At 49.1% G+C, this 24,769-nt stretch carries 21 protein-coding genes and 2 riboswitches; of the genes, 4 read left to right on the top strand and 17 right to left on the bottom strand.

The genetic code is table 11. The features are described from left to right. Nucleotides 1–112: 112 nt before the first annotated feature. Nucleotides 113–502, bottom strand: coding sequence for a glycine cleavage system protein GcvH (gene gcvH / locus DFQ00_RS09770; RefSeq protein WP_110896295.1), 390 nt, complete (start codon nt 500–502; stop codon nt 113–115). A gap of 344 nt (nt 503–846) precedes the next feature. Then, a riboswitch (glycine riboswitch) is annotated at nt 847–970 on the top strand. Nucleotides 971–973: 3 nt separating this feature from the next. Further along, nucleotides 974–1,074, top strand: a riboswitch (glycine riboswitch). Between the two features lie 197 nt (nt 1,075–1,271). Between gcvH and gcvT the strand changes: the two genes are divergently transcribed. The 3 genes from gcvT (at nt 1,272) to gcvPB (ending at nt 5,379) form a co-directional block, all read left to right on the top strand. Next, the gene (gcvT, locus tag DFQ00_RS09765; RefSeq protein WP_110896294.1) at nt 1,272–2,414 is read left to right on the top strand and encodes a glycine cleavage system aminomethyltransferase GcvT; all 1,143 of its coding nucleotides are present in this window, start codon (nt 1,272–1,274) and stop codon (nt 2,412–2,414) included. Continuing rightward, nucleotides 2,411–3,766: an aminomethyl-transferring glycine dehydrogenase subunit GcvPA gene (gene gcvPA, locus DFQ00_RS09760; protein ID WP_110896293.1), complete on the top strand. Its 1,356-nt coding sequence runs from the start codon at nt 2,411–2,413 to the stop codon at nt 3,764–3,766. Before gcvT ends, gcvPA begins: the two co-directional genes overlap by 4 nt. A gap of 116 nt (nt 3,767–3,882) precedes the next feature. After that, nucleotides 3,883–5,379 carry an aminomethyl-transferring glycine dehydrogenase subunit GcvPB gene (gene gcvPB, locus DFQ00_RS09755; protein ID WP_279630401.1) on the top strand — a complete coding sequence of 499 codons (1,497 nt, stop codon included), beginning with the start codon at nt 3,883–3,885 and terminating at the stop codon, nt 5,377–5,379. Between the two features lie 263 nt (nt 5,380–5,642). Here gcvPB and ptsP read toward each other — a convergent pair whose 3' ends face one another. The 11 genes from ptsP to DFQ00_RS09700 all read right to left on the bottom strand — a co-directional run bounded on the left by ptsP (nt 5,643) and on the right by DFQ00_RS09700 (nt 19,320). After that, on the bottom strand, nt 5,643–7,355 hold the full coding sequence (gene ptsP / locus DFQ00_RS09750; protein ID WP_110896292.1) for a phosphoenolpyruvate--protein phosphotransferase: 1,713 nt from the start codon (nt 7,353–7,355) through the stop codon (nt 5,643–5,645). Next, entirely contained in the window at nt 7,348–7,623 is a 276-nt protein-coding gene (locus DFQ00_RS09745) for an HPr family phosphocarrier protein (RefSeq protein WP_036617010.1), read from the bottom strand. Before DFQ00_RS09745 ends, ptsP begins: the two co-directional genes overlap by 8 nt. Before the next feature lie 77 nt (nt 7,624–7,700). Beyond that, on the bottom strand, nt 7,701–9,755 hold the full coding sequence (gene ptsG / locus DFQ00_RS09740; protein WP_110896291.1) for a glucose-specific PTS transporter subunit IIBC: 2,055 nt from the start codon (nt 9,753–9,755) through the stop codon (nt 7,701–7,703). 288 nt (nt 9,756–10,043) lie between these two features. Next, nucleotides 10,044–10,898 (bottom strand): glucose PTS transporter transcription antiterminator GlcT, encoded by an 855-nt coding sequence (gene glcT / locus DFQ00_RS09735; RefSeq protein ID WP_110896290.1) that lies wholly within the window; start codon nt 10,896–10,898, stop codon nt 10,044–10,046. A gap of 164 nt (nt 10,899–11,062) precedes the next feature. Further along, nucleotides 11,063–12,607 (bottom strand): flotillin family protein, encoded by a 1,545-nt coding sequence (locus DFQ00_RS09730; RefSeq protein WP_110896289.1) that lies wholly within the window; start codon nt 12,605–12,607, stop codon nt 11,063–11,065. Between the two features lie 87 nt (nt 12,608–12,694). After that, nucleotides 12,695–13,231: an NfeD family membrane protein gene (locus DFQ00_RS09725; protein ID WP_110896288.1), complete on the bottom strand. Its 537-nt coding sequence runs from the start codon at nt 13,229–13,231 to the stop codon at nt 12,695–12,697. A gap of 276 nt (nt 13,232–13,507) precedes the next feature. Then, the gene (locus DFQ00_RS09720; RefSeq protein WP_110896287.1) at nt 13,508–14,671 is read right to left on the bottom strand and encodes an iron-containing alcohol dehydrogenase; all 1,164 of its coding nucleotides are present in this window, start codon (nt 14,669–14,671) and stop codon (nt 13,508–13,510) included. 93 nt (nt 14,672–14,764) lie between these two features. Beyond that, nucleotides 14,765–15,352, bottom strand: a complete 588-nt coding sequence (locus DFQ00_RS09715) for an MSMEG_1061 family FMN-dependent PPOX-type flavoprotein (protein WP_110896286.1) — start codon at nt 15,350–15,352, stop codon at nt 14,765–14,767. Nucleotides 15,353–15,534: 182 nt separating this feature from the next. After that, entirely contained in the window at nt 15,535–17,133 is a 1,599-nt protein-coding gene (locus tag DFQ00_RS09710; protein WP_110896285.1) for a UDP-glucose--hexose-1-phosphate uridylyltransferase, read from the bottom strand. Between the two features lie 14 nt (nt 17,134–17,147). Continuing rightward, nucleotides 17,148–18,137 carry a UDP-glucose 4-epimerase GalE gene (gene galE, locus DFQ00_RS09705; protein ID WP_110896284.1) on the bottom strand — a complete coding sequence of 330 codons (990 nt, stop codon included), beginning with the start codon at nt 18,135–18,137 and terminating at the stop codon, nt 17,148–17,150. A 1-nt stretch (nt 18,138) separates the two neighbouring features. Beyond that, on the bottom strand, nt 18,139–19,320 hold the full coding sequence (locus DFQ00_RS09700) for a galactokinase (RefSeq protein WP_110896546.1): 1,182 nt from the start codon (nt 19,318–19,320) through the stop codon (nt 18,139–18,141). Between the two features lie 166 nt (nt 19,321–19,486). Between DFQ00_RS09700 and DFQ00_RS09695 the strand changes: the two genes are divergently transcribed. Further along, nucleotides 19,487–20,461: an AraC family transcriptional regulator gene (locus tag DFQ00_RS09695; RefSeq protein ID WP_110896283.1), complete on the top strand. Its 975-nt coding sequence runs from the start codon at nt 19,487–19,489 to the stop codon at nt 20,459–20,461. Between the two features lie 162 nt (nt 20,462–20,623). On the opposite strand, the gene mgrA is transcribed toward DFQ00_RS09695, so the two are convergent. The 5 genes from mgrA to DFQ00_RS09670 all read right to left on the bottom strand — a co-directional run bounded on the left by mgrA (nt 20,624) and on the right by DFQ00_RS09670 (nt 24,742). Further along, nucleotides 20,624–21,640: an L-glyceraldehyde 3-phosphate reductase gene (gene mgrA / locus DFQ00_RS09690; protein ID WP_110896282.1), complete on the bottom strand. Its 1,017-nt coding sequence runs from the start codon at nt 21,638–21,640 to the stop codon at nt 20,624–20,626. Between the two features lie 36 nt (nt 21,641–21,676). Continuing rightward, nucleotides 21,677–22,417, bottom strand: coding sequence for an NAD-dependent protein deacylase (locus DFQ00_RS09685; protein WP_110896281.1), 741 nt, complete (start codon nt 22,415–22,417; stop codon nt 21,677–21,679). After that, entirely contained in the window at nt 22,414–23,196 is a 783-nt protein-coding gene (locus tag DFQ00_RS09680; RefSeq protein ID WP_110896280.1) for an HAD family hydrolase, read from the bottom strand. The genes DFQ00_RS09685 and DFQ00_RS09680 overlap by 4 nt, the downstream gene beginning before the upstream one ends. 27 nt (nt 23,197–23,223) lie before the next feature. After that, nucleotides 23,224–23,988, bottom strand: a complete 765-nt coding sequence (locus tag DFQ00_RS09675) for an alpha/beta fold hydrolase (protein ID WP_110896279.1) — start codon at nt 23,986–23,988, stop codon at nt 23,224–23,226. Between the two features lie 88 nt (nt 23,989–24,076). Then, nucleotides 24,077–24,742: a bifunctional 2-keto-4-hydroxyglutarate aldolase/2-keto-3-deoxy-6-phosphogluconate aldolase gene (locus DFQ00_RS09670; protein ID WP_090915508.1), complete on the bottom strand. Its 666-nt coding sequence runs from the start codon at nt 24,740–24,742 to the stop codon at nt 24,077–24,079. Between the last annotated feature and the right edge of the window lie 27 nt (nt 24,743–24,769).

Raw genomic sequence — 24,769 nt, 5'->3', positions numbered from 1 at the left:
AAACCTGCGCGGGCTGGCAGCCCACACAGGTTCAGAGATCATCATTCTTTTTTCTTATGTGATAATATATATGTCATTAAGTACAAATTAATCAGATCATGCAGATCCTCTTCTACTCAATATGCTTGTGATAAGCGTCCGCATTCAGCAGTGAAGATAAAGCCGCCTGCAAATCTCCCTCAACACGAATTTCGATCATCCAGCCATCTTCATAAGGAGAGCTGTTCACCAGTTCCGGTGAGTCCTGCAGCGTTTCATTCACCGCAATAATTGTGCCGCTAACAGGCGAAAATAGATCCGACACGGTTTTTACCGATTCAATCGTGCCAATGCTGTCTGCCGCAGCTACACTTGCTTCCAGGTCAGGCAGTTCTACAAACACAATGTCACCCAACTGATGCTGTGCGAACTCCGTAATGCCGATACGTACGGTATCCTCCCCAACGGTTTGAACCCATTCGTGCTCTTCACTGTACAGGAAATCACTTCTCAATTCGCTCATTCATATCCGCCTCGCTTTTCATTAAATGAGTGCATGCGTTCTTTGACCTTCACCTTTTCCCCAAACAACAGCGTAAATATTTCGCATGCAAATGTCAAGATAGCTGACAATTTATTTGAATTTATGCCCCTGGCTCTATCACCAAGCAATGCACTTTCTACATATACTGGAGAATAATAACATAGTAAACGTATCCATTTAAAATAAACGAACATTAAATAAAAAAAACAATATATCATTCGTATTTTATACAGGTTTAATGATATTGTTCTTGACATCATGATCGAATTCACGCTTTAATGAAAGGAGCAACTGAATTGAATTACATTACGTATGAACCGCGGATGAATGTAAAGGGAGAGACTGCCCGCGACACCCGTTATGGGGATGTACATAAGGCGGCGCCGAAGGAGTAAACCACCGACAAGCGGAGGTGAATCTCTCAGGCAAAAGGACTTTTACAGGACGCAACTCTGGAGAGCATCTAATCGTCCGTAACGGACGTTACGATCACCCAAGGGGAAACCTGTCTGCATTAGCAGCGGGGTAACTCTCAGGTACAAGGGACAGAGCCTAAGAATACAGCGTGCTACACGGCATGCCGATTCTTTGGCCTGTCCTTTTCTTTTCCCCAAAATGAAATACAGGATATCGAATCGTCTGTCTTGACAGCGTGTTTTCATAAACGACTTATTAATTTATGTATGGATGTGCCGGTTACATGACGTTTCTAAACTTGGCCCGTTAACGGCTATGACGAGGTGATTACATGTCCGATTTGTTAAGAACACCGCTCTTCCCCCTCTATTCGCAATATGAAGGCGTACGCTGCATTGATTTTGGCGGCTGGGAGCTGCCGGTGCAGTTTAGCGGTATTCAAAAGGAGCATGAAGCGGTACGTGAGCGTGCCGGGCTGTTTGATGTATCCCATATGGGTGAATTCACCGTAACGGGTGAACAGGCGGAAGCCTTTTTACAGCATATGACGACTAATGATGTAACCGTAATTGCACCAGGTCAGGCTCAATATACCCTGATGTGTTATCCCGATGGTGGTGTGGTCGACGATCTACTGATTTACAAATTGGCAGAGCAGCACTACATGCTCGTTGTGAATGCCTCCAATATCGACAAGGATTGGGCATGGCTTCAAGAGCACTTGACTCCTGGTGTGATCCTGACCAATGCTTCGGAGCAAACGGCTTTGCTTGCACTGCAAGGCCCTCTGGCGGTCGAAATTCTAAGCAAAGTTACAGGTACACACACCGATACAGGCTCTATTGAACCGTTCCGCTTTGTACAGGATGCGCATGTATGCGGGGTTAAATTGCTGCTGTCGCGCACCGGATACACTGGAGAAGACGGCTTTGAGCTGTACGTTTCAGCAGAACAGGCTGCTCTGGTATGGAACGGATTGATGGAAGCAGGTGCTGATCTGGGCCTTGTTCCAGCTGGACTTGGCGCTCGCGATACACTTCGGTTTGAAGCGAAGCTGCCTTTGTATGGCCAGGAGCTGTCGCCAACCATCTCTCCACTGGAGGCAGGTCTCGGCATGTTTGTGAAGCTGAACACCGGACCTTTTATCGGACACGAGGCTTTGCTGCAGCAAAAAAATGACGGTCCTGACCGCAAGCTCGTTGGTATTGAAGTACTGGAACGGGGTATCCCTCGGCCGCATTATCCGATCTATGCTGATGGCGTGCAGATTGGAGAAGTTACAACAGGCACTCAATCACCTACCTTGAAGCGCAATCTGGGCCTAGCCCTGATTGATGCCAGACATGCCGCACTGGGAACACCGCTGGAGATTGAGATTCGTGGCAAAAAGCTGAAAGCCGAGGTCGTCAGGACCCCTTTTCATAAACGGACACGTACGTCAAAGACCCCATCCCAAGGAGCTGAGCAAGCATGAGCAAGCACCGCTATATCCCCATGACTGAACAGGACCAGAGCGCAATGCTCGCCACGATTGGTGTGGATACAATTGAAGATCTGTTCAAAGACATTCCGCAGGAGATTCGTTATCAGGGCGAGCTGCCGGTATCCTCCAAGCTGGACGAATACGCATTAACACGTCACATGTCCAAACAAGCTGGTAAAAATGCCAACTTCGAGACACACGCCAGCTTTCTCGGCGCAGGCATCTATGACCATCACATCCCTTCTGTCATCAACCACGTCATTTCACGCTCGGAGTTCTATACAGCATACACCCCTTATCAGCCTGAGATCAGCCAGGGGGAGCTGCAAGCAATCTTCGAATTTCAATCCTATATCTGTGAGCTGACGGGCATGGCCGTAGCGAATGCCAGCATGTATGATGGTGCAACGGCTTTTGCAGAGGCTGGTAATCTGGCTGCAGCAGCCACACGCCGCAAACAACTTATCGTATCCAGAACCGTTCACCCGGAATCCCGTCAAGTGTTGCAAGCATATGCACATGGGCTAAGCCTTGATATTGTCGAGATTGACTACAAGGATGGTGTAACCGACTGGGATGCCCTGCAAGCAGCCATTTCGAACGACACTGCGGCAGTCATGATTCAAAGCCCGAACTTCTTTGGTGCTGTGGAAAATGTAAAACTTGCCGCCGACCTTGTGCATGCGCACAAAGGCCTGCTCGTCGTGAGCGCCAACCCGCTGTCGCTCGGTTTGCTGGAAGCCCCAGGCAAGCTGGGTGCCGACATCGTTGTAGGCGATGCGCAGCCCCTTGGAATCGCCGCTTCGCTTGGCGGACCCACTTGCGGATACTTCGCCGTGTCTCAGGCTCATATGCGCCGGATTCCCGGTCGCATCGTCGGTCAGACGACCGACCGCAACGGCAAGCGTGGCTTCGTACTGACGCTGCAAGCCCGCGAGCAGCATATCCGCCGCGAGAAGGCGACGTCCAATATTTGCTCGAACCAGGCACTGCTGGCACTGAGTGCTTCCGTCTATATGTCTACGCTAGGAAGACAAGGCATGATGGATGTCGCTGATCTGAATTTACAGAAGAGTCACTATGCGCTTCAGAGGTTAAAAGCGATCCCTGGTGTAAGCTTGACTTTCGCAGCTCCGACGTTTAATGAGTTTGTGATCCAGCTTCCAGAAGGAACCGATCTGGATGCCCTCCAGCTGAAGCTGCTGGATGCAGGCTTTATTGGTGGTTATGAGCTCGGTCGAAACTATCCAGAGCTTGCCGGACATATGCTCATCGCGGTCACCGAACGTCGCAGCAAAGAAGAGATTGACGAATTCGCACGTGTATTGGAGGGATCACTGTGAGTCAGGAAACGACAACCAAAGCGAATGTGGCCGGAGCCTCACCGAAAGGCCAATCAGATACACAATCCACTACGACAAAACCAGATCAGGCTGTAACTCAGCAGCCAGAGACTGGTGTGCAAACTGCAGCTGCCAAGCTGCAAGCCACATCATCCGCCGCTCCCGAGCAAACCTTGATCTTTGAATTAAGCAGTCCGGGTCGCGTAGCGTATTCCCTGCCGGAATGTGATGTGCCCCGTCAGAAGGCTGACTCACTGATTCCCCGGGAAATGCTGCGCTCCGAGGCAGCAGCGCTGCCGGAAGTATTTGAGGTGGATGTCATTCGCCACTATACTGCATTGTCCCGCCGCAATTTCGGCGTAGATAACGGCTTCTATCCGCTCGGTTCCTGTACGATGAAATACAATCCGAAGATTAACGAGGATGTAGCCCGTTATAGCGGATTTGCCAAAATCCATCCTTACCAGCATGAATCCAGCCTTCAGGGTGCGCTGGAATTGCTGTATACACTGCAGCAGGATCTTGCCGGTCTGACAGGCATGGATGCTGTAACCCTGCAGCCAGCTGCCGGAGCACATGGCGAATGGACCGGGCTGATGATGATTCGTGCTTATCACGAAAGTCGCGGCGAGCTTCGTAGCAAAGTCATCGTGCCCGACTCTTCTCACGGCACGAACCCGGCCAGCGCAACGGTGGCTGGATTCGAAACAGTCACGATCCCATCCCGTACAGACGGTCTTGTTGATCTGGATGCACTGCGTGCAGCAGTTGGCCCGGACACCGCTGCTCTGATGCTGACGAATCCGAATACACTCGGCTTGTTTGAGAAGGACATTCAAGAGATTGCGGCGATTGTACACGAAGCCGGTGGCCTCCTGTATTATGACGGAGCCAACTCCAATGCCATTATGGGTATTACACGGCCAGGGGATATGGGCTTTGATGTGGTGCACCTGAACTTGCACAAAACGATGAGCACCCCGCATGGCGGCGGCGGCCCAGGTGCAGGTCCTGTCGGTGTGAAAAAACTTCTGATTCCGTTCCTGCCCAAACCGATGGTCATTCAGACTGATCAGGGCGTTTACGCACTGGATAATGAACGAGATCAATCCATCGGCAGGGTGAAAGCCTATTATGGCAACTTCGGCATTCTGGTTCGTGCTTATGCTTACATTCGCACCTATGGACCAGAGGGCTTGCGACGTGTATCCGAATGTGCCGTGCTGAATGCCAATTACATGATGGCACGGCTCGCCCCCCACTATGAAGTTCCATATCCGGGGGTGTGCAAGCATGAATTTGTAATGTCAGGTCGCGGACTGAAGCAGTACGGTGTACGCACACTGGATGTGGCGAAGCGTCTGCTGGACTTTGGTTATCACCCGCCAACGATTTACTTTCCGCTTAACGTGGAGGAATGTATTATGCTTGAACCGACGGAAACCGAGAGCAAAGAAACGCTCGACGGATTCATTGATACGATGATTCGCATCGCCAAGGAGGCGGAGGAAACGCCTGAACTGGTACTGAACGCACCCTATGGCACACCTGTCACTCGACTGGATGAAACGACCGCAGCGCGTAAACCTGTATTGAACTGTGCTTGCAGTTGAGCCACGACCTATAACTGTTAATTCACTTACTGCTGGTTGACTTGTATGTCATCCCCTTGGCGTAATGAGGCATTCCCTCTCCTGCGCAAGGGGATTTTTTGCGAGAACTCACCCGTACCGTTCATTACGACTACCGTTTCATGTGTCCAAAACAAAAAAAGCCGGCACCCACTTCATCGTGGACACCGGCGATATTGCTGCATGTATGCAGCCCTTTAATTCGGAAAAAGAAAACCTCAAATCCGGAGGAAACTCCGGCAAAATTACGCTTGAATACTTTGAACGAGTTCAACCACTTGTTCTGCAGTTTGCATTTCCAACGCTTTGGCTGCCAGTTCCTGCATGTCCGCACGGGACAGCTTGGTAATCTGGCTACGAGCTGGCAGGATGGAGGTTGCGCTCATGCTGAACTCATCCAGTCCAAGACCAAGCAGCAATGGAATTGCAGTTTCGTCGCCCGCCATCTCACCGCACATGCCAACCCATTTGCCTTCACGGTGCGCTGCATCAATAACCATTTTAACCAAACGCAAAATAGCAGGGTTGTAAGGCTGGTACAGATAAGACACACGCTCGTTCATCCGGTCAGCAGCCATGGTGTACTGGATCAGATCGTTAGTACCGATACTGAAAAAGTCCACTTCTTTGGCGAATTGATCCGCCATGACAGCTGTTGATGGAATTTCGACCATGATACCGAGTTGAATGCTGTCGGAAACAGCAACACCTTCAGCGACAAGCTTTTCCTTCTCTTCGAGCAGGACAGCTTTGGCTTCACGGAATTCACCCAGTGTTGCGATCATCGGGAACATGACACGCAGGTTTCCATGTACGCTTGCACGCAGCAAGGCACGCAATTGGGTACGGAAAATATCCAAGCGGTCCAGACACAGACGAACTGCACGGAAGCCGAGGAATGGATTCATTTCTTTTGGCAGATCGAGATAAGGAAGCTCCTTGTCCCCACCGATGTCGAGTGTACGCACAACGACCGGCTTGCCTTCCATTTTTTCAAGTACCGCTTTGTAAGCATTGTACTGAATGTCTTCGGAAGGAAGCTTGTCTCTGCCCATGTACAAGAACTCGGTACGGTAAAGGCCAACTGCCTCGCCGCCATTCTCCAGAACACCTGTAACGTCATTCGGCGTTCCGATGTTAGCCGCCAGTTCCACATGTACGTTGTCCACGGTAACCGTAGGTTCGTCACGCAGTTTTCTCCACTCGGCACGCTGTGCATCATACTGTTCCTGTTTGGCACGGTATTCAGCAACAACATCGTCAGTAGGGTTAACCAGCACATGGCCATCCAAACCGTCAACGATAATCAGGTCGCCTTGTTTCGCTTGAGACAAAATGTCCTTCGTTCCGACTACAGCCGGAATTTCCAGCGAACGAGCCATGATTGCAGAGTGAGAAGTACGTCCACCAATGTTGGTTGCAAAACCTTTAACATACTGGCGGTTCAATTGAGCTGTATCGGAAGGAGTCAAATCCTCCGCAAGCACAATCACTTCTTCACTAATCTCGGCCGGGCTCATGAAGTCGATACCAAGCAAGTGATTCAGCACACGCTTCGTAACGTCACGCATATCTGCCGCACGTTCCTGCAGGTATGCACTCTTCATGTTTTCAAACATGGAGATGAACTGGGAAGCCGTTTCATTCAGAGCGAATTCCGCATTCACCATTTCATCAGCGATTTTGGATTTCACCGGATCAATCAGTTCCGGGTCATCCAAAATGAGCAAATGTGATGCAAAAATTTCAGCTTTCTTCTCACCAAGCTCTTGTAATGTACGCTCTTTGATCGCTTCGAGCTCAGCTCGGGACTTGCCCAGAGCCGAGTCGAGTTTAGCGATCTCTGCGTCAACGTCGTTAATTTGGCGTTTTTCTACAGAGTAGTCAGGATGCTCCAAGATAAACGCCTTGGCGATAGCAATACCCGCCGAAGCCGCGATCCCGGAAACATTAAGCATTAATTTCGCCCAACCCTTCGTTCACCATAACGTCAGTCAAAGCTTGCAGAGCTTCTGCTTCGCCTTCACCTTCAACGATAATGCTGATGGTGTCACCTTGCTCCAGACCGAGGGAAAGAACGCCCAGAATGGATTTCAACGTTACTTTTTTGCCGTTCGCTTCTGCAAAGGATTCAGCACCTTTGAATTTGTTTGCTGTATTAACCAGGGCAGTTGCCGGACGTGCGTGGATACCATCTTCGTCTGTAATTCTGAATGTTTGTTGCATTACAATCATCTCGCTTTCAGTAGTTTGGTTTAGGCATTGCATATATTTACACTTGCTTGCCATCGTTGGAACAGTTCTTATTTTATCTCAATGATCGGCTGATCGCCAACTTTGAGCACGCCACTCTTCTTCAGCGTGACGGTAGAGCCTTCTGGCAGGTTGGTGAAAATCACCGGCGATATGATAGACGGAGCGTTTGCTTTCACATACTCCAGATCCACTTCCATAATCGGTTGTCCGGCAGATACCAGATCACCTTCCTGAACAAGCACGTTGAAACCTTGACCTTTCAGCTTCACCGTATTGACACCTATGTGTACAAGCACTTCCTTACCGCCATCGGACATAATGCCTACGGCATGTTTGCTTGGAAATACATTAAATACTTTACCATACACAGGGGAGGTAATCGTTCCGTCATGTGGCAAAATAGCGAACCCGTCGCCTGTCATCTTCTCAGCAAAGACGGGATCAGGTACTTTGGTTATATCAAGCAGCTCGCCATTAACCGGCATAACGATATCCTCTGGTACAATGCGCTCGCCCTGCTCTCCTTGCGCCTTCTCCTCTTCAGGAGCTGGTTTAACCTCTGCCGCCGGAGCTGGTGCAGGTGTGCGACCTGCAATGATATCCTGCATTTGGGATTTGATCGTATCGGAACGTGTTCCGAAGATGGCTTGAACATTATTACCCACTTCAAGCACACCAGATGCACCCAATTGCTTCAAACGGTCTTTTTGCACATTCGATTTTTCGTTAACTTCAATCCGCAAACGAGTAATACATGCATCCAGATGTTTAATGTTTTCCTTACCGCCAAAGGCTTCAAGGATATTGTGAGGCAGATCGTCCGTGGAGCCCGTGCTTCCACCAAGTGCCGTTTCAGGTGTGGCATCCTCACGACCCGGTGTTTTGAGATTGAATTTGCGGATGATCAATCGGAAACCGAAGTAGTAGATCACTGCAAGAATCAAACCAACGATAATAACATCCCACCATGGCGTGCGGTTTGGAATGATACCAAAGATCAGGAAGTCAATGAAACCACCTGAGAAGGTCATCCCGATTTTGACATTAAGCAGTTGCATGGTCATGAAAGACAAACCTGCAAAGATACAGTGTACTGCAAACAACAGTGGAGCCACAAACAGGAATGAGAATTCAAGGGGTTCCGTAATACCTGTCAGGAATGAAGTCAGCGCTGCTGAGCCCATGATACCTGCAACGTATTTTTTGTGTTCTGGTCTTGCTTCATGGTACATCGCAAGTGCCGCTGCGGGCAAACCAAACATCATGAACGGGAATTTACCAACCTGGAATGTTCCTGCTGTAAGGGTTACACCGTCACGCAGTTGGTTGAAGAAAATTTGCTGATCCCCGTGAATAACATCTCCAGCCTTGTTCACGTACTGACCAAACTCAAACCAGAATGGCGAGTAGAAAATGTGGTGAAGGCCGAATGGAATAAGCGATCGCTCCACAACTCCGAAGATAAATGCCGACAGTGTCGGACTTGTATCCACCATGAAGTGAGATACAGAGTTCAATCCATTTTGGATCGGTGGCCAGATGATAACCATGAGCAACCCGAGCAAAAGGGAAACCACTGATGTGATGATTGGAACAAATCGTTTACCTGCGAAGAAGCCAAGGTAAGACGGCAATTCAATTTTGAAGAACCGATTATAACACAGTGCTGCGGCGATACCGATAATGATACCTCCGAACACCCCTGTGCTTAGTGTAGGAATTCCCAGAATACTCGCATAACCCGGCACCTTGCCAATCATAGCAGGTGTAACACCTACAGCAGTCCCCAGAGTTACGTTCATAACCAGATAACCAATGATGGCTGCAAGTCCTGCAACACCTTCACCACCAGCCAGTCCGACGGCTACACCGACCGCAAACAGCAATGCCAGATTATCAAATACGATCTGACCTGCATTCATCATGATGGTTGCAATCGAATTTACCCAAGGGGTATCGAGCGCAGTAGCATATTGCAGGAAATCAGGATTTACTAGCATGTTACCAATTCCGAGCAGCAGACCTGCGGCTGGCAGAATCGCTACAGGCAGCATGAGAGCTTTACCTACTCTTTGCAATACTCCAAAAAGCTTTTTAAACATCGCGTCGTATTCTTCCTTTCGTTTAATTCTGTATGTCGTGATGCAAGCAAGGGAACACAAAAAAAGGCATGAACTAATAAAAGTGAATTGTGCCAACCTTAGGGTATAGCATACCCTTAAAAAGGTAGAACAATCACACTCAAATTAACTCATGCCTGATCGAGTCAGTAACACGTCGCTTATGTTTATTCAGTTGCTTGATTACGGTCACCATTGTAGCATCACTTTGGACACATTGCAAGCCTTTACAGAAAAAAACGTTATTCCTGTGTTATTTCAAAACATACTTCAGTTATTTTCTTCCTCTTTCCGCTGGTTTAGCCGCTGCAGATGTATGGTTAAGTAGCCAACTTCTGCCGGATAAACAGGCAGCTTGAGGCGTTTTTCCATCACTTTGGTCAGCTTCCATGCAAGCGAGTACATTTCGGGATACTCCAATTTTAACAGCGAATCCAGCTTGTGAAGCTCCTCCACCTTATCTCCCCGGCGTACACGCTCAAGAGCAAATCGCAGATGCGTTAACAAACGCGAATAATCCAATGATTGCGTTTCAAATGAATAATCCAGCTGATCTGCAACCAGATTCACCAGATCCGTAATTAACTGCGAATGCTCCCTTACCTGGGAAATATTCTGGTTTGTCATCGCACTATAGATATGCAGAGCTACAAAGCCGATTTCATCCAGTCCAAGATCCACACCCATTTTTTCTTTAATCAAACGAATGGCATACTCGCCCATACGATATTCATCGGGATATATCTCCCTTGTTTCGTACAGAAACGGATTTTGAATGACAATGCCCTGCTCTTTGCGTTTCAAGGCAAACGAGATATGGTCTGTTAAGGCAATATGAATATGTTCATTGAGCGGAACGTCGGTACGCTCTGCAATATACGTAATTACTTCGTTAATAATTTCGATAAGCGCTTCATCCACCTGCGGAAGCAGCTGCTTGTACTGCTCTTGCTCCTGCTGGTTTTTCAAAATAAACATCTTTTCCACAGCCGTCAGCGGAATGTCATCACTCGGCTTCCGATTAAAGCCGATGCCTTTACCGATGACCACGACTTCACCATGCTCGGGATGCTGTGCAATAATTACATTATTATTTAGCGCTTTATTTACATGCAGGCTGCTCATTTTTGCACCTCTTTTTTTCACACCATCTTGGATGTGCCGCACACATCTTGTTACAGACAAAAAAACGACCGGAGCGGGCAAACCGCGCCGGACGTCTCGCTTAAAAAGTAACAAAAAATCGCCTTTAGGTCAATAGACAAGCCCTGTATTGCCGTTGCCAGTTCTTACTCTTTACTTTCGCTTCTTTCCACAAGGCTCTCCATAACAGGTAAGGTCTCTTTTACAGGTTCACTTGATTGCACCGCTGTTTTTGTTTTGGTCAAACCTTTAATGAGCTGTTCCACGTCGATACCTGACACACTTTTCAACATCTCAGGAGCTGTGGCCATCAGTTCGGTTACATAGTTGCTGACACGCGCAGCCCCTTCCCCTTTTCCTGTATCTACCACCGTCAGCTTATCAATCGACGCGATCGGCTCAGCAATTTTGCCAGCCAGCTCAGGCAGCATCTTGACAATGATATCGAGCACCGCTGCTTCGCCAAACTTCTGGAACGCCTCTGCCAGCTTCTCTTTCGCTTCCGCTTCAGCAAGACCGCGAAGACGAATAACTTCAGCGTCCGCTGTACCTTTGGCGCGCTCTGCATCCGCAATAGCCTGACCCTCAAGTCGCTTTTGCTCGGCTGTTGCCTTGGCTTGGGTTTCGATCGAGTATTGTACTGCGTCAGCTTCACGCATACGCTTTGCTTTGTCCGCTTCCGCAGCCTGTTCTACCGCATAACGATCCGCTTCCGCTTTTTTCTTCACTTCAGCGTCGTATTGCTTCTCACGAACGGTAATTTCTTTTTCTTGCAAATCAATCTCGCGTTCTTTACGGACGAGTTCAACCTTCATCTGCTCTTCAACAACCGTCTGTCTGGCACGAGCCTCCTGAATGTGGTACGCCTGATCGGCTTCCGCTTTGGCGGTATCCTGATCACGTTTAAATGCAGCTACCTTCAATTCTTTTTCTTTGGCGGCCTCGGCGATGTTGGTATCACGAAGCAGCTCGGCCTTCTGCCCCTGCTCTTCCGCATTTGCCTTCTGAATCCGTGCATCACGCATTGCTTCCGCTTCAGCAATCTCGGCATCACGCTTTACGGCCGCGATTCTTGGCTTACCAAGCGCATCGAGATATCCTTGCTTGTCACGAACATCCTTAATTGTAAAAGAGACGATCTGAAGACCCATCTTTTTCAAATCCCTGGCTGCCACGCCCTGTACTTCCTGAGCGAAACGGTCCCGGTTCCGATAAACCTCTTCTACCGTCATCGTACCGAGAATGGCCCGCAAATGGCCCTCCAGCACTTCCTGAGCTTCGCCCCTGAGAGATTCCACCGGCTTGCCTATAAATTGCTCTGCCGCCGTTGCAACGTCCTCTACAGCGCTTCCAACCTTGATGATCGCCACCCCGTCAGCAATAACGGGAACACCCTGCTCTGTGTACACTTCAGGTGTGGAGACATCAAGCTTGTGTGAAAGCAACGAAATAAATTCAGACTGCTGGAATACAGGCAGAATAAACGCACCGCCACCACGCACAATTTTAATTTTGCGCCCGGAGTCATCCTCGGATATATTTTTGCTGCCCAGGAATGAACCTGTTACAATCATCGCTTCGTCCGGTCCAACCGTCTTGTATCTTGCCCAGAAGGCCAGCCCCAGAATCAGAATAACCCCTATAACCACGACAGGAATCAACAATACATCCCAATCCAAATTACCGAACATTCACATCTCTCCCCTTATTCTCATAAGTATTTAAAATGAATTCCTACACTGTGAGCTCCTCCCCTCTTTCGGGATCACTCACTGATCTCACACTTCTTTAAGTCCATCCTCATCCCACTCGGAAACTCTCAGCACACCATCCACCACATCAATAACAACCACTCGCGCTCCCGCCGCAATGGGAAGCTGCTCGAAGCTGGATGCCGTCTGAATGGTATTTCCAGAGGCAAAACGAATCATGACTTCACCGAATCCGTTTGCCGGTATCGGAATCGTAATCTCCCCGATTTTCCCCGCCAATTCTTTCATCGAAAAAGCAATTGATACGTCACTGTTGCGCATCGGCTTGATATATGCGAAGAATACCAGCATGGCTGCAGCAATACCGATCAGCAGGGATAAGATCAGACTTGACATCATACTGAACGAGCTATACCGTGTCAGCAGAATACCCGCTCCGCCAAAAGCAGTAATGGAACCTGCCAGTACCACAGGTTTGAAAAAATCAACACCCGGCATTTCGAAAGCTCCATCCAGCAAGCCGTCAATCAAGTCACCAAGCACCAGACTCACTATAGCAAACACAGCGCCTCCGATAAGACATCCCCAATAAATTGCTTCCATCCCCTCTTCCTCCTCTCTCTGCTGCAAATTCTCCCAACTGTGCATTCCACATGTAAATAAATACGTAGAACTGGGCAAAATGTTTCAAAATCTTTCCTAAGATGTATCCTGAAGGCTACTATTGGGGATTATCATCACAATCTTCAAACATGCTCCAGTTCGCTCGAAGATATGAATCGACAGCACAGCAAAGAACGCAAGCCCGTTAAGACTTGCGTTCTGATTGTTATTTTGCGTATGCAGGGATGTCTGTCCCTTGGTCTTCGAATAGCGTGCTTATAAAGAAGCTTTATAAATGGATACTACATCTTCACGCTGCAGTTTTTTGAAGTTACCGAACGGTCCAAACAGCATCGCTTTATCCGCCATAACCTCGATCTGGCTATCGTCAATATCATAATCCGCCAAACGATTTGGTGCTCCAATGGATGTCCAGAATTGGCTAAGAGCGTCAATGCCTTCTTCAGCGATCTGTCTGTCCGATTTGCCTTCAGGGTTCACGTCAAATACATGGACCGCAAGACGTTTGAAACGCTCCACCTTCACATCAAGGTTATGTCTCATCCAATGCGGGAACAGAATGGCAAGTCCACCCCCGTGCGGAATATCATAAACGGCAGATACCGCGTGTTCAATGTTGTGAGTTGCCCAGTCTCCGGCAAGCCCCATATTAAGCACACCATTCAGTGCCATCGTGCCGCAATACAGAATCGTTTCACGCAGCTCGTAGTTCTCCAGATCTTGCACCAAACGAGGAGCTGCTTCCATTACGGTCCGCAGAATTGTCTCACAGAAACCCAATTGAACCGGCGTATTCGGGTCCAAATGGAAGTAATGCTCCAATACATGCGTCATCATGTCTACCATACCATATACCGTTTGATCCTTCGGTACCGTGTATGTATTCACTGGATCAAGGATGGAGAATGCAGGGAAGGAATATGCACTGCCCCAGCCCAGCTTCTCTTGTGTGTCCTGATTAGTAATAACAGAGCCCGAGTTCATCTCCGAACCGGTAGCTGCCATAGTCAACACTGTGCCGAGTGGAAGAGCGTCTTGTGCAACAGCCTTGCGCTGCGCAAAGTCCCACATGTCCCCGTCATATTTAGCACCAACAGCAATCGCTTTGGCACAGTCGAGTACACTTCCGCCACCTACTGCCAGAATCAACTCAATATCATTCGTTCTGCAGAGGTCCACTCCCTGATGCACCGTCGAAAGACGCGGGTTAGGCTCTACACCTGCAAGTTCGGTAACTTCTGCCCCGATTTCCTTCAGCAAGCCAAGCACCTGATCATACAATCCACTACGTTTAATGCTTCCACCGCCATATACAAGCAGAACTCGTTTGCCGTATTTCGGCACTTCCGTTTTCAACGCTTCCAGCTGTCCTTTACCGAAAATCAGGCGAGTTGGGTTATAAAATTGAAAAGATCTCATGATCTATAATCGCCTCCAATGGAGTTTAGTTTTTTAGTGCAACCTCAATTATAGTACCCTGTTTATAGAAAAACAAATCCATAGCCGCTCACTTTAGTTCAACCCGTTGATCTGAAGATGGGCGCGAAACATTTCACTCATGGAAGGCAGCTGCTCAGATTGCGCCCATGTCGATGTATCCCATAGCCCCGCCTGATCAAAAGCTCTGGGACAATGAATGAAGCATTCCTCGACCTCCACAATGACAGCTGCTCCAATCGTTTTGCCGCTCCAGTTCATCCCCGTAATGAATGCTTCATCCTTCGTAATTTTTGCTGTTCCGTTGATGCGCAGCACCTCATTTAATCCCGGTATCACAAACAGCATGCCCACTCCAGGATCCGATAAAATATTTAACAAGGAATCCATCCGGCGATTGCCCGGTCGTTCCGGGTAAACCAGTCTATAAGGGTCCAGAACATGAACAAAGCCGGGACCGTCTCCACGCGGAGATACATCACTTTTTCCATCACGATCCGAGGTTGACAAGAAAAACAAAGGTGACATTGCTATAAATTGTCGCACATGGTCATCTGCATACGGAATCACTTTGTTACGCACGCGCTCACTTGCTTCGCCTACCATGCTTTTAAGTTCATTTTCATCCGAAATAAACGGAATATGAAGCGGCTGCTTTTCCATGATCTCTCCCCGTTTCGATATACATTTGGCTGGACATCCGACTCCAATTTGGATGCTCCTTCCATTATACATGATTACGCTCTTTTCACACATTGATCCATACCAAAAAGCACCCGTTCATCATCGAACGGATGCCTTCTGTTATCTGTAAGCTTATAACACAAATGCAATTACATTTCTTCTTACTCTGTATACCCCATGCTGCTTACGAAGCGGCGGAAGCCTTGACGTCCAGCCTCATCATGCTTGTACACACCTGCATGCTCCAGAATCTCAGAGAATTTCAGTCCAACCTGCTGCTGTACAAGCGCAACTGCTTCTTCCTTCGTCAGATGGGAGCCATGATTCTGCTTCAGCTCTTTTGTCCACTGCATATGTTTGTTCAATTCATGATCTGCCGCCTGTGCAGCTTCAGCAAGCGCTGTATTCCCTGCCAAAATATCGGCAATGCCGTCCAATTCTTGCTTCAATCGTCCCGGCAAAATAGCCAGTCCCATCACTTCGATCAGACCGATGTTTTCTTTCTTTAGATGATGCATCTCGCGGTGTGGGTGGAAAATGCCCTCAGGGTGCTCATCGTTTGTACGATTGTTACGCAGAACGAGATCCATCTCGTAACCGCCATCCGCACTACGACGAACGATTGGTGTTACCGTGTTATGAGGCACCTGTTCCCCGTCTACTTCGCTGAAAGCTTCGATCTCCACTGCCGAGTCACTATACACCTTCCACGCTTCATAAACGGCATTACCCGCTTCCAGAAGCTCCGCAGGATCATGTGAATGCAGACGCATCACGGACATCGGCCATTTTACAAGGCTAAGTTTCAGCCCTGGTGCATCTGCGTGACGGAAGACTGCCTCAGGCTGTGCATTTTGGATGGCAAATGTATGGCGTCCTCCCTGGAAGTGGTCATGTGTCAGAATGGAACCGCCCACGATTGGCAGATCGGCATTAGATCCGATAAAGTAGTGCGGATATTCCTGAACAAAGGCAAGCAGCCTGCGCAGTGTATCCTTCGTCAGCTTCATTGGCACATGATCATGGTGGAAAATAATACAGTGCTCATTGTAGTACACGTACGGCGAGTATTGGAACAACCACTTCTCATTGTTCAGCTGCAACGGAATGACCCGCAGATTCTGTCGAGCGGGGTGATTGACCCGTCCCGCATAACCTACGTTCTCGCGGCAGAGCTGACACTTTGGATATACCGGTGGTGGAAGGAGCTTTGCCATAGCAATTTCCTTCGGACTTTTCTCCGGTTTGGACAGATTGATCGTGATCTCCATCTCGCCATAAGCGGTATCCTGCGTCCAGTACACATTCTTTGAAACACGATCCATCCGAATATAGTTCGAGTTAATGGATAAGTCGTAGAATTGAGAGGTCGCCGCCTCAATGCCTTCATTCTGCTCCGTGTGGCGGAAAGCACGCACAACCTCTGATGGGCGTGCCATCAGATGCCCCATAATTTTCGCATCCAGCAGGTCACGGAATGTGTCGCTGTTTTCGGGAATGAGTCCAATCGTATATCCGTAATCAATCAACGTATCCAGCATGGATTGCGGACCATCAGGTATCGTTGTATCCGGTTCACCAGCATACGGCTCGGAGAATCCGAACTGCTCCATCAGCAGATTACGACTATAGTCGTAATCCGCTTCCTCAATCAATTTTTTCTCTAAGGCAAATGCAACCAGACGATCAATGGCATGCAGTGCTTCCTGCTGCTCGGGTGTACGCTCTGTGGCCTCTGCTCCAGGTTGAGTCTGTGACATATGATGTTCGCCTCCTAGTTTTTTCCGTAGCCTTCAGGGCGGGACTGGTGCCAGTTCCATGCACTTTGAATGACATCTTCGAGATTCGTCCATTTCGGGTTCCAGCCCAGAACGGATCTGGCTTTGGCAGATGAGGCCACAAGTACAGCAGGGTCTCCGGCACGACGCGGCTCCTGAACAACCGGGATGTCCAGACCTGTTACTTTTTTCGCTGTTTCAATGACCTGTTTTACCGAGAAGCCCGTTCCGTTACCCAGGTTAAACACGTTACTGCTCTCGCCTTTACGCAGGTAATCTACTGCACGCAGATGTGCATCCGCCAGATCGCTAACATGGATGTAGTCACGGATACATGTGCCATCCTCTGTTGCATAGTCATCACCGAATACAGCAATATGCGAACGCTGCTTCAGTGCGGTTTGCAGCACAAGTGGAATCAGGTGACTTTCCGGCTGGTGATCTTCACCGATTTTGCCGCTTTCGTGGGCACCGGCTGCATTGAAGTAACGCAGTGACACGTATTTGATATCCTGAACTTTATCGAACCAGGACATCATGCGCTCCATCATCAGTTTGGTTTCACCATATACGTTGGTAGGTTCAGTACGGTCGCTTTCCTCGATAGGCACCTTCTCAGGCTCTCCGTAGGTTGCTGCTGTAGAAGAGAAGACGATGCGGCGAACGTTCGCTGCATTCATCGCTTCCAGCAGGCAAAGTGTACCGAACACGTTGTTGTCGTAGTATTTCGCTGGCTCTTTCATGCTCTCGCCAACCAATGAGTTCGCAGCAAAGTGAATGACGGCATCAATTGAATTTTCCGCAAACAGCTTAGTCAAAATCTCTTTGTCACGCAGGTCCCCTTCGTACAGCTTGCCACCGAGCAGTGCCTCACGATGTCCTGTCTGCAAGTTATCCAGTACAACAACCTCTTCGCCACGCTCCAGCAATGCTGCCACTGTATGAGAACCAATGTATCCTGCTCCACCTGTCACCAAAATTGCCATTTTACTTCGCCTCCTTGAGTTCGTTAACGCCTTCGCCTACACCACATACGTAGAAATCACCTTGGAGCCCGGTACGCGCTTCATACGCTGCACCCACTTCACTCACAAAGCGTTCAACATCATTTTCATGCACCAGAGATACCGTACATCCACCAAAGCCAGCACCCGTCATACGCGCACCTAACGTACCAGAAATACGCCGTGCTTCTTCTACCATCACATCCAGCTCCGTGCAGCTCACCTCATACAGATCACGCAGCGAGTTATGAGAAGCATTCATCAACTGACCAAACGCTTCCAGATCATTGTTTCGCAGTGCTTCCACAGATGACAGCACTCTTGCGTTCTCTTCCACAACATGCTGGGCACGCTGTCTGACCTTCTCATCCTTGATCTGATCCTGTAATGTTACGAATTGCTCCGGCTTCAATTGAGCCAGATAATTCAGTGCAGGCAGCTGTTCCTTCAAAATGGCAAGTGCCTGCTCGCATTGAGAGCGCCGCTCATTGTATGCCGAATCGACCAGACCGCGACGTTTGTTCGTGTTACCAATAATTAGCTTGTACGCGCCAGTACGGAAGGGAACCTTCTCGTATTCCAGCGTATCACACATGAGCAGAATGGCATGATCCTTAGCCCCGTTCGCTACTGCAAACTGATCCATAATGCCGCAGTTGACACCGACAAACTCATTTTCTGCTTTCTGGGACAAAAGCGCAAGCTCAACGGTATCAATCTCCGATATCCCTTCCATCGCCTGAACCGCATAACCGGTGAGCACTTCCAGAGATGCAGACGAGGAGAGTCCTGCTCCATTCGGAATCTCACCATGGTAGAGAAAATCATATCCCTTACTTACCTTCACGCCTTTGCCTTCCAGCTCTACCATGACGCCAACCGGATAGTCAGTCCACTCTCCCGTTTTCTCCTGACCGATGGAGGCTGTGTCCAGCGTTCCCTCGTACGTCATATTCGTGGAGGCCAGATTCAGCTTGTGATCCGCACGTTCACGAATGAGCAGGGTTGTGCCAAATTCAAGCGCGGCCGGAAGGACATAACCACCGTTATAGTCGATATGTTCACCGATCAGATTCACACGCCCAGGGGCATGAAACACACGGATGTCCGCTCCACTTTCTCCGTACTTCTCAATAAACTTTTGTTGCAATTCAGTTGCATTCAAAGCTGATGCACCTCGCCTCTTTGTTGTGGTTTTCTTAATGCTATTATACAAGGCATTGCTCTCTCTTGAAATGAAACCATGTGTGATTGATATGGATAAATGTGACCTTTCATCCTATAATGATATTAACGATTGAACACGGAAACATAGGAAAGAAGGAACTACGATGAAGGACTCCAGTACAAATCCAGCGGAAACATCTCCTAACACTGCCGAGGTGCCCACTCCCCGGTCCGTGCAGGAAACAAGCTCTGGCAAGAGTGGCGCGCTCAGTTATTCAGTTGCATCCAATCCGGTCTATTATAATGAGGGGGCCCTGCATGTCCTCTTTGCCGGAGCAAGTCAGACGCTGCCTGGACACGCCCTTGGTCCGAAGCTATATGATTATTATCTGTTGCATTATGTAGAAAAGGGGGCCGGTACGTTTCGTACCGAGCTGCACACCTACGATCTCTACGCTGGTGACTGTTTTCTCATCCCTCCGGGCCAACTGGTCAGCTACCAATCGCATCCCCGCAATCCATGGCAGTATCGCTGGATGGCTTTTACCGGGAGTCAGGCAGCCCAGCATGTGGAAGAGGCTGGCTTCCGCCCGGAAAAGTCTTGTTTTCATGCAGGAACCTCCTGTGACATCTCGGATTGGCTGGCTGTCATGCAGGATGCTTTTGCCGAGCGTAAAGAAAGTGCCCACTTTACTTCCCTGGGTACCTTATACATGATTTTGGCCGAAGCCCAGAATCAGCTGTCAGAGGGACCCACATTGACGTCGGGCGAATCCTCCATCCGGCGAACGGTCAAACAGATGATTCAATATATGTCTACTCAGTACGCTTACCCCGTGTCCATTGAGCAAATGTCTGAAAGTCTGGGATATAACCGGGCTTATCTTTCCCGTATTTTCAAGCAGGAGACCGGCCTCACCCCGGTGACATATTTACTGAAACTTCGGATTGACAAATCCCGTCAGCTGCTACGCGAGCGTCCTGATCTCTCCATTGAGCAGGTATCCGCATCGGTGGGTATGCCAGACGCATTGTATTTCTCGAAACAGTTCAAACGTTTCCACGGAGAAGCCCCCAGTCTTTACCGGGAGAAGCTTCTCACCCGTCCGGTAAAAGTTAAAGGCAAGAACGATAAATAAGATGAATACCAAGCGCTGATTAGAATGAATCGGCATCAGTTTACGCATATTGGGGCATCTATCCCAATGCACACCAAAAAAAGTGCACTCAGCCTTTATGGCTAAGATGCACTTTTTGGGCATGATTTATTTGTGAATCCTCCCTTGCTGGAGGGTCAAATGTTAATGCTTCTTTTTGTTCACAGACTCGGGACGTAGAATGGATTCAATTCGCTCCAGTTCATCAGAGGAGAACTCAAGCTGGCTGAGCGCAGCTACATTCTCTTCGATCTGGGACACACGACTTGCGCCAATCAGCGCAGAAGTCACTCGTCCATTGCGCAGTACCCAGGCCAGTGCAAACTGGGCCAGACTTTGACCTCGTGCTGCAGCCATCTGATTCAGTGCACGTACCTTGCGAAGTGTTTCTGGTGAAATATTGTTCTCATTCAGAAATACGGAAGGGCCCTTGGCGCGTGAATCCTCAGGAATGCCATTCAGATATTTGTTCGTGAGCACTCCCTGCTCCAACGGGCAAAATGCGATACTGCCCGCACCATACTCATCCAGCACATCCTGAAGTCCGTCTTCAATCCAACGATCCAGCATCGAATATCTTGGCTGATGGATCAGGAGCGGCGTACCCAGGCCTTTCAAAATTTCGGCAGCCTGTTTCGTTTGCTCTGCAGGATAATTCGAGATACCGACATACAATGCTTTGCCGGAACGAACAATCTGGTCGAGTGCCATCATCGTTTCTTCCAATGGTGTATCCGGGTCATAGCGATGGGAGTAAAAGATATCAACATAATCCAGCCCCATTCGGGTCAGGCTCTGATTCAGACTGGAGATCAGATATTTGCGTGAACCCCACTCGCCATAAGGCCCCGGCCACATGTAATATCCTGCTTTGGTGGAGATAATCAGTTCATCCCGATAAGGCTTCAGATCCTGGGCAAGCACCTGTCCAAACAGCTGCTCTGCGGAGCCTGGCGGTGGGCCATAATTATTGGCCAGATCAAAATGTGTAATGCCGAGATCAAATGCGCGGGTAATCATGTGGCGCCCGTTTTCTACACTGTTTATCCCGCCAAAATTATGCCACAGTCCGAGTGAAATTGCGGGCAGCTTGAGACCAGAACGTGCAACACGGTTATACTTCATCGTTTCATAACGCGCTTCAGCAGCTACATAGACCATCATGAATCCCTTCTTTCCACAGAATTAACCAAGAAATTAAGCCAGGAGCCTATCCACTTCCTGCATAACCGCTCCAATTGGCTCGGTAATTAATACATCCGCCTGGCGGTCATACGCAGTTGGTGTGGCATTGAGCAGCACGGTGTGCTTTCCTTGAAAATAAGTAATCAGCTGGGCTGCCGGATATACTGTTAGTGAAGTTCCACCGACAAGTAGCAAATCTGCTGACGACAGCGCATCAATAGAATGATACAGCGTTGCCTGATCCAGCTCTTCTTCATAGAGCACCACATCTGGTTTGACTACCCCTCCGCATGACGCGCAGCGAGGCACGATATCTTTCGAATCCATAATGTATTGCAATGAATAAAACTGCTTGCAGTCCATGCAGGCATTGCGATGTACCGAGCCATGAAGCTCTAGCACGTTGCTGCTGCCTGCCTTTTGATGAAGACCATCGATATTTTGTGTGACCACGGCCGTTAGCTTGCTCTCCTTCTCTAACCTGGCAAGCAGGCGATGGCAGCCATTAGGCTCCGCATCCGGATGAAGCATCTTCCCCCGGTAAAAGTCATAGAAAATATCCGCATGCTGATCAAAAAAATGGCGACTCAATAGTTCTTCCGGTGGATAAGGAGAGTGCTGCTCCGTCTGATACAATCCCGCAGCCGAACGGAAGTCGGGAATACCGCTCTCCGTGGACGTGCCCGCTCCTCCAAAAAAAACAATGCGCGAGCTTTCCTTAATCCAGGCAGCCAACTGCTCTATCGCGTTCATTCTCTCTCCTCCTTTAACCCGATGCCCACTTCATCATAGTGACGAATGACGGCATCTGCCTCATGCAAATAGGAGCCCTGATTCAATTGCGGACAATATCCCACCGTAAAGGCTGATCCCGCATGACGTCCCATCTGCATATCACCGTTGCTGTCTCCAATGACTACAGCCTCATGTGCCTCAACGGATAATTCCCGGCAAGCCAGCAGAAACGATTCACCATCAGGTTTACCGCGCGTTACCCGATCACAACCAACGATGGATGTGAAAAAAGAACGAATACCCATCCACTCCAGATGTGCTTCAGCCGCAGCCGTACTGTCCGATGTGACCACGGCAAGTGAAAGCCCGGCTTCCTTGCAGCGCTGGAGCAAGTCCAGCAAACCAGGCAGCGGTTCAGCAGATTTTCGCTCTCTCACCGATTTCATTGCAGCACTGGAAAACTGGCGGATTGTTGTAATCGCTTCATTCCAGGGTGTCCCGCCCGCATAGAGCTGACCAGCAAGCCATCCGTTACACTCATCTACTGTCGCAATTGCCAGCGGTCCCTGTACATCGTATCCGTTGATACGACCTTCTGAATCGTGAAGCGTCCCCAGCACATGCTCCAGCTTAACTGTGAAGGAAACACCGTGCTCCTTCATCCAGACCTTTAGCTGAGAGAGCATACTTTCAGCCCACGGGCCCCATAATTGCAGGAAATCTAGCAAGGTTCCATCCTTATCAAATAAAATGGCCTTGCAGGAAATGCTCCTTCCATGCACGTTCAGCACTGCCACTCGTTATCACCTCCGCTGCGAATGTGATTACTTAATGGTATTTAACCAGGACAACAATGTTTTGACCGTCTGCTTTAGTTGATCCTCTCCACTGACTGTCGGATCACCGTCTCCATTCTGATGACCATAATCACCGAATTGGGAATGGTTTCCCCCTTCAATGGTGTAATACACGGTATCTGGCGGCAAGTACATACGACCATTCTGGTACTTGGTCATATTGATGACCCCGTCGTTGGTGCCAAGAATGGATAAGACCGGAATGTCCAGCTGCTGCACACTCCCTTTTTCATCCGGGTAGGATGCGAGGAAAAAAATGCCTTGCAGCTCATCTGGATGTGCCACTACATATCGTGCAGCCATGGAGCCTCCTAGCGAGTGACCCCCCATGACAAAATGCTCTTCCGGGTATGCTGCCAATATATCATCGGCCAGATTGGGCTTGATCACAGCGAGATTCACCGGCATCTTGGCAATAATCGTATGATGACCAGCAGCGGCAAGCTCATGAGCCAGAGGAGCATAGCTTTCTGGCTTAACTAAACCACCAGGATAGAACAGCACACTTTTACCAGCAGGTTTATCAGGCTTGAAATCAATCCAGTTCTCCTGTTCACTGACGGTCACCCCGTCAGATGTCTCCATCGCCGCTTGTGCTGCTTCCTGAGGTCCATAAGGCGTAAACAGCTTCCATGCCACATATCCACATCCAATAACAATGAGCGCCAGAAGTACGAGCAGAAACTTGCCAATGCCCCTCTTCTTGCGCCCTGTATTATACCGATTTCTCAATATCAATCACCTTTCTGAGCTTCCGCAACTGCCGCAGCTTATGGAAGCGGGAGCCTGCTTGCGGCAGACTCCCTTCCATGTTGACATCCTATTCAGCCTTGGCTTTACGATAAGCTTCCATATATTGTTCCGCTTTGCGGCGGACATGACTCAAATCTCCTGTTTTCACAGCCTCTGAAGTCAGATCAGAGCCAATGCCAACAGCTACTGCTCCTCCCTTGATCCATTCACCCAGATTGGACAAGGATACCCCGCCTGTCGGCATAAAATTGGCCTGCGGCATAGGACCCTTCATCGTTTTGATAATGGAAGGGTCATACAGATTGCCAGGAAACAGCTTGATAATATCCACACCAAGCTCAAGCGCACGCTGTACATCAGCGATCGTCATGACACCCGGCAGAATGGGCACACGATACAGATTGCACATTTGCACTGTTTCAGGGTTAAGAGAAGGTCCCACGACAAACTCAGCACCTGACATAATCGCCGCTCTCGCCGTTTGTGCTTCAAGCACTGTTCCTGCTCCGATAATTGCAAATTTCTCCGGGTCCTGCGTATTCCAGTGGTATACACGGCTCAGCTTTTCAATAGCTTTAAGTGCGCCCGGAACGGTCATCGTAATTTCGATCACCTTGATTCCGCCCGCAATAGCCTGCTCGGCCATCGCAATGACCTGGTCGGCAGAATCTGCGCGCAGAACCGCCACCACACCATTGTCCGTCATTTTTTGCAGCAGTTGAAGCTTCTTCATTTCATTCTCTCCCTTGTCAATGTGGTG

This window comes from Paenibacillus barcinonensis, from assembly GCF_003217495.1.
In the GTDB taxonomy this organism is placed as follows: Bacteria; Bacillota; Bacilli; order Paenibacillales; family Paenibacillaceae; genus Paenibacillus; species Paenibacillus barcinonensis.
The sequence above is the reverse complement of the archived record's forward strand: the minus strand, read 5'-3'. Positions and strand labels throughout refer to the sequence as shown.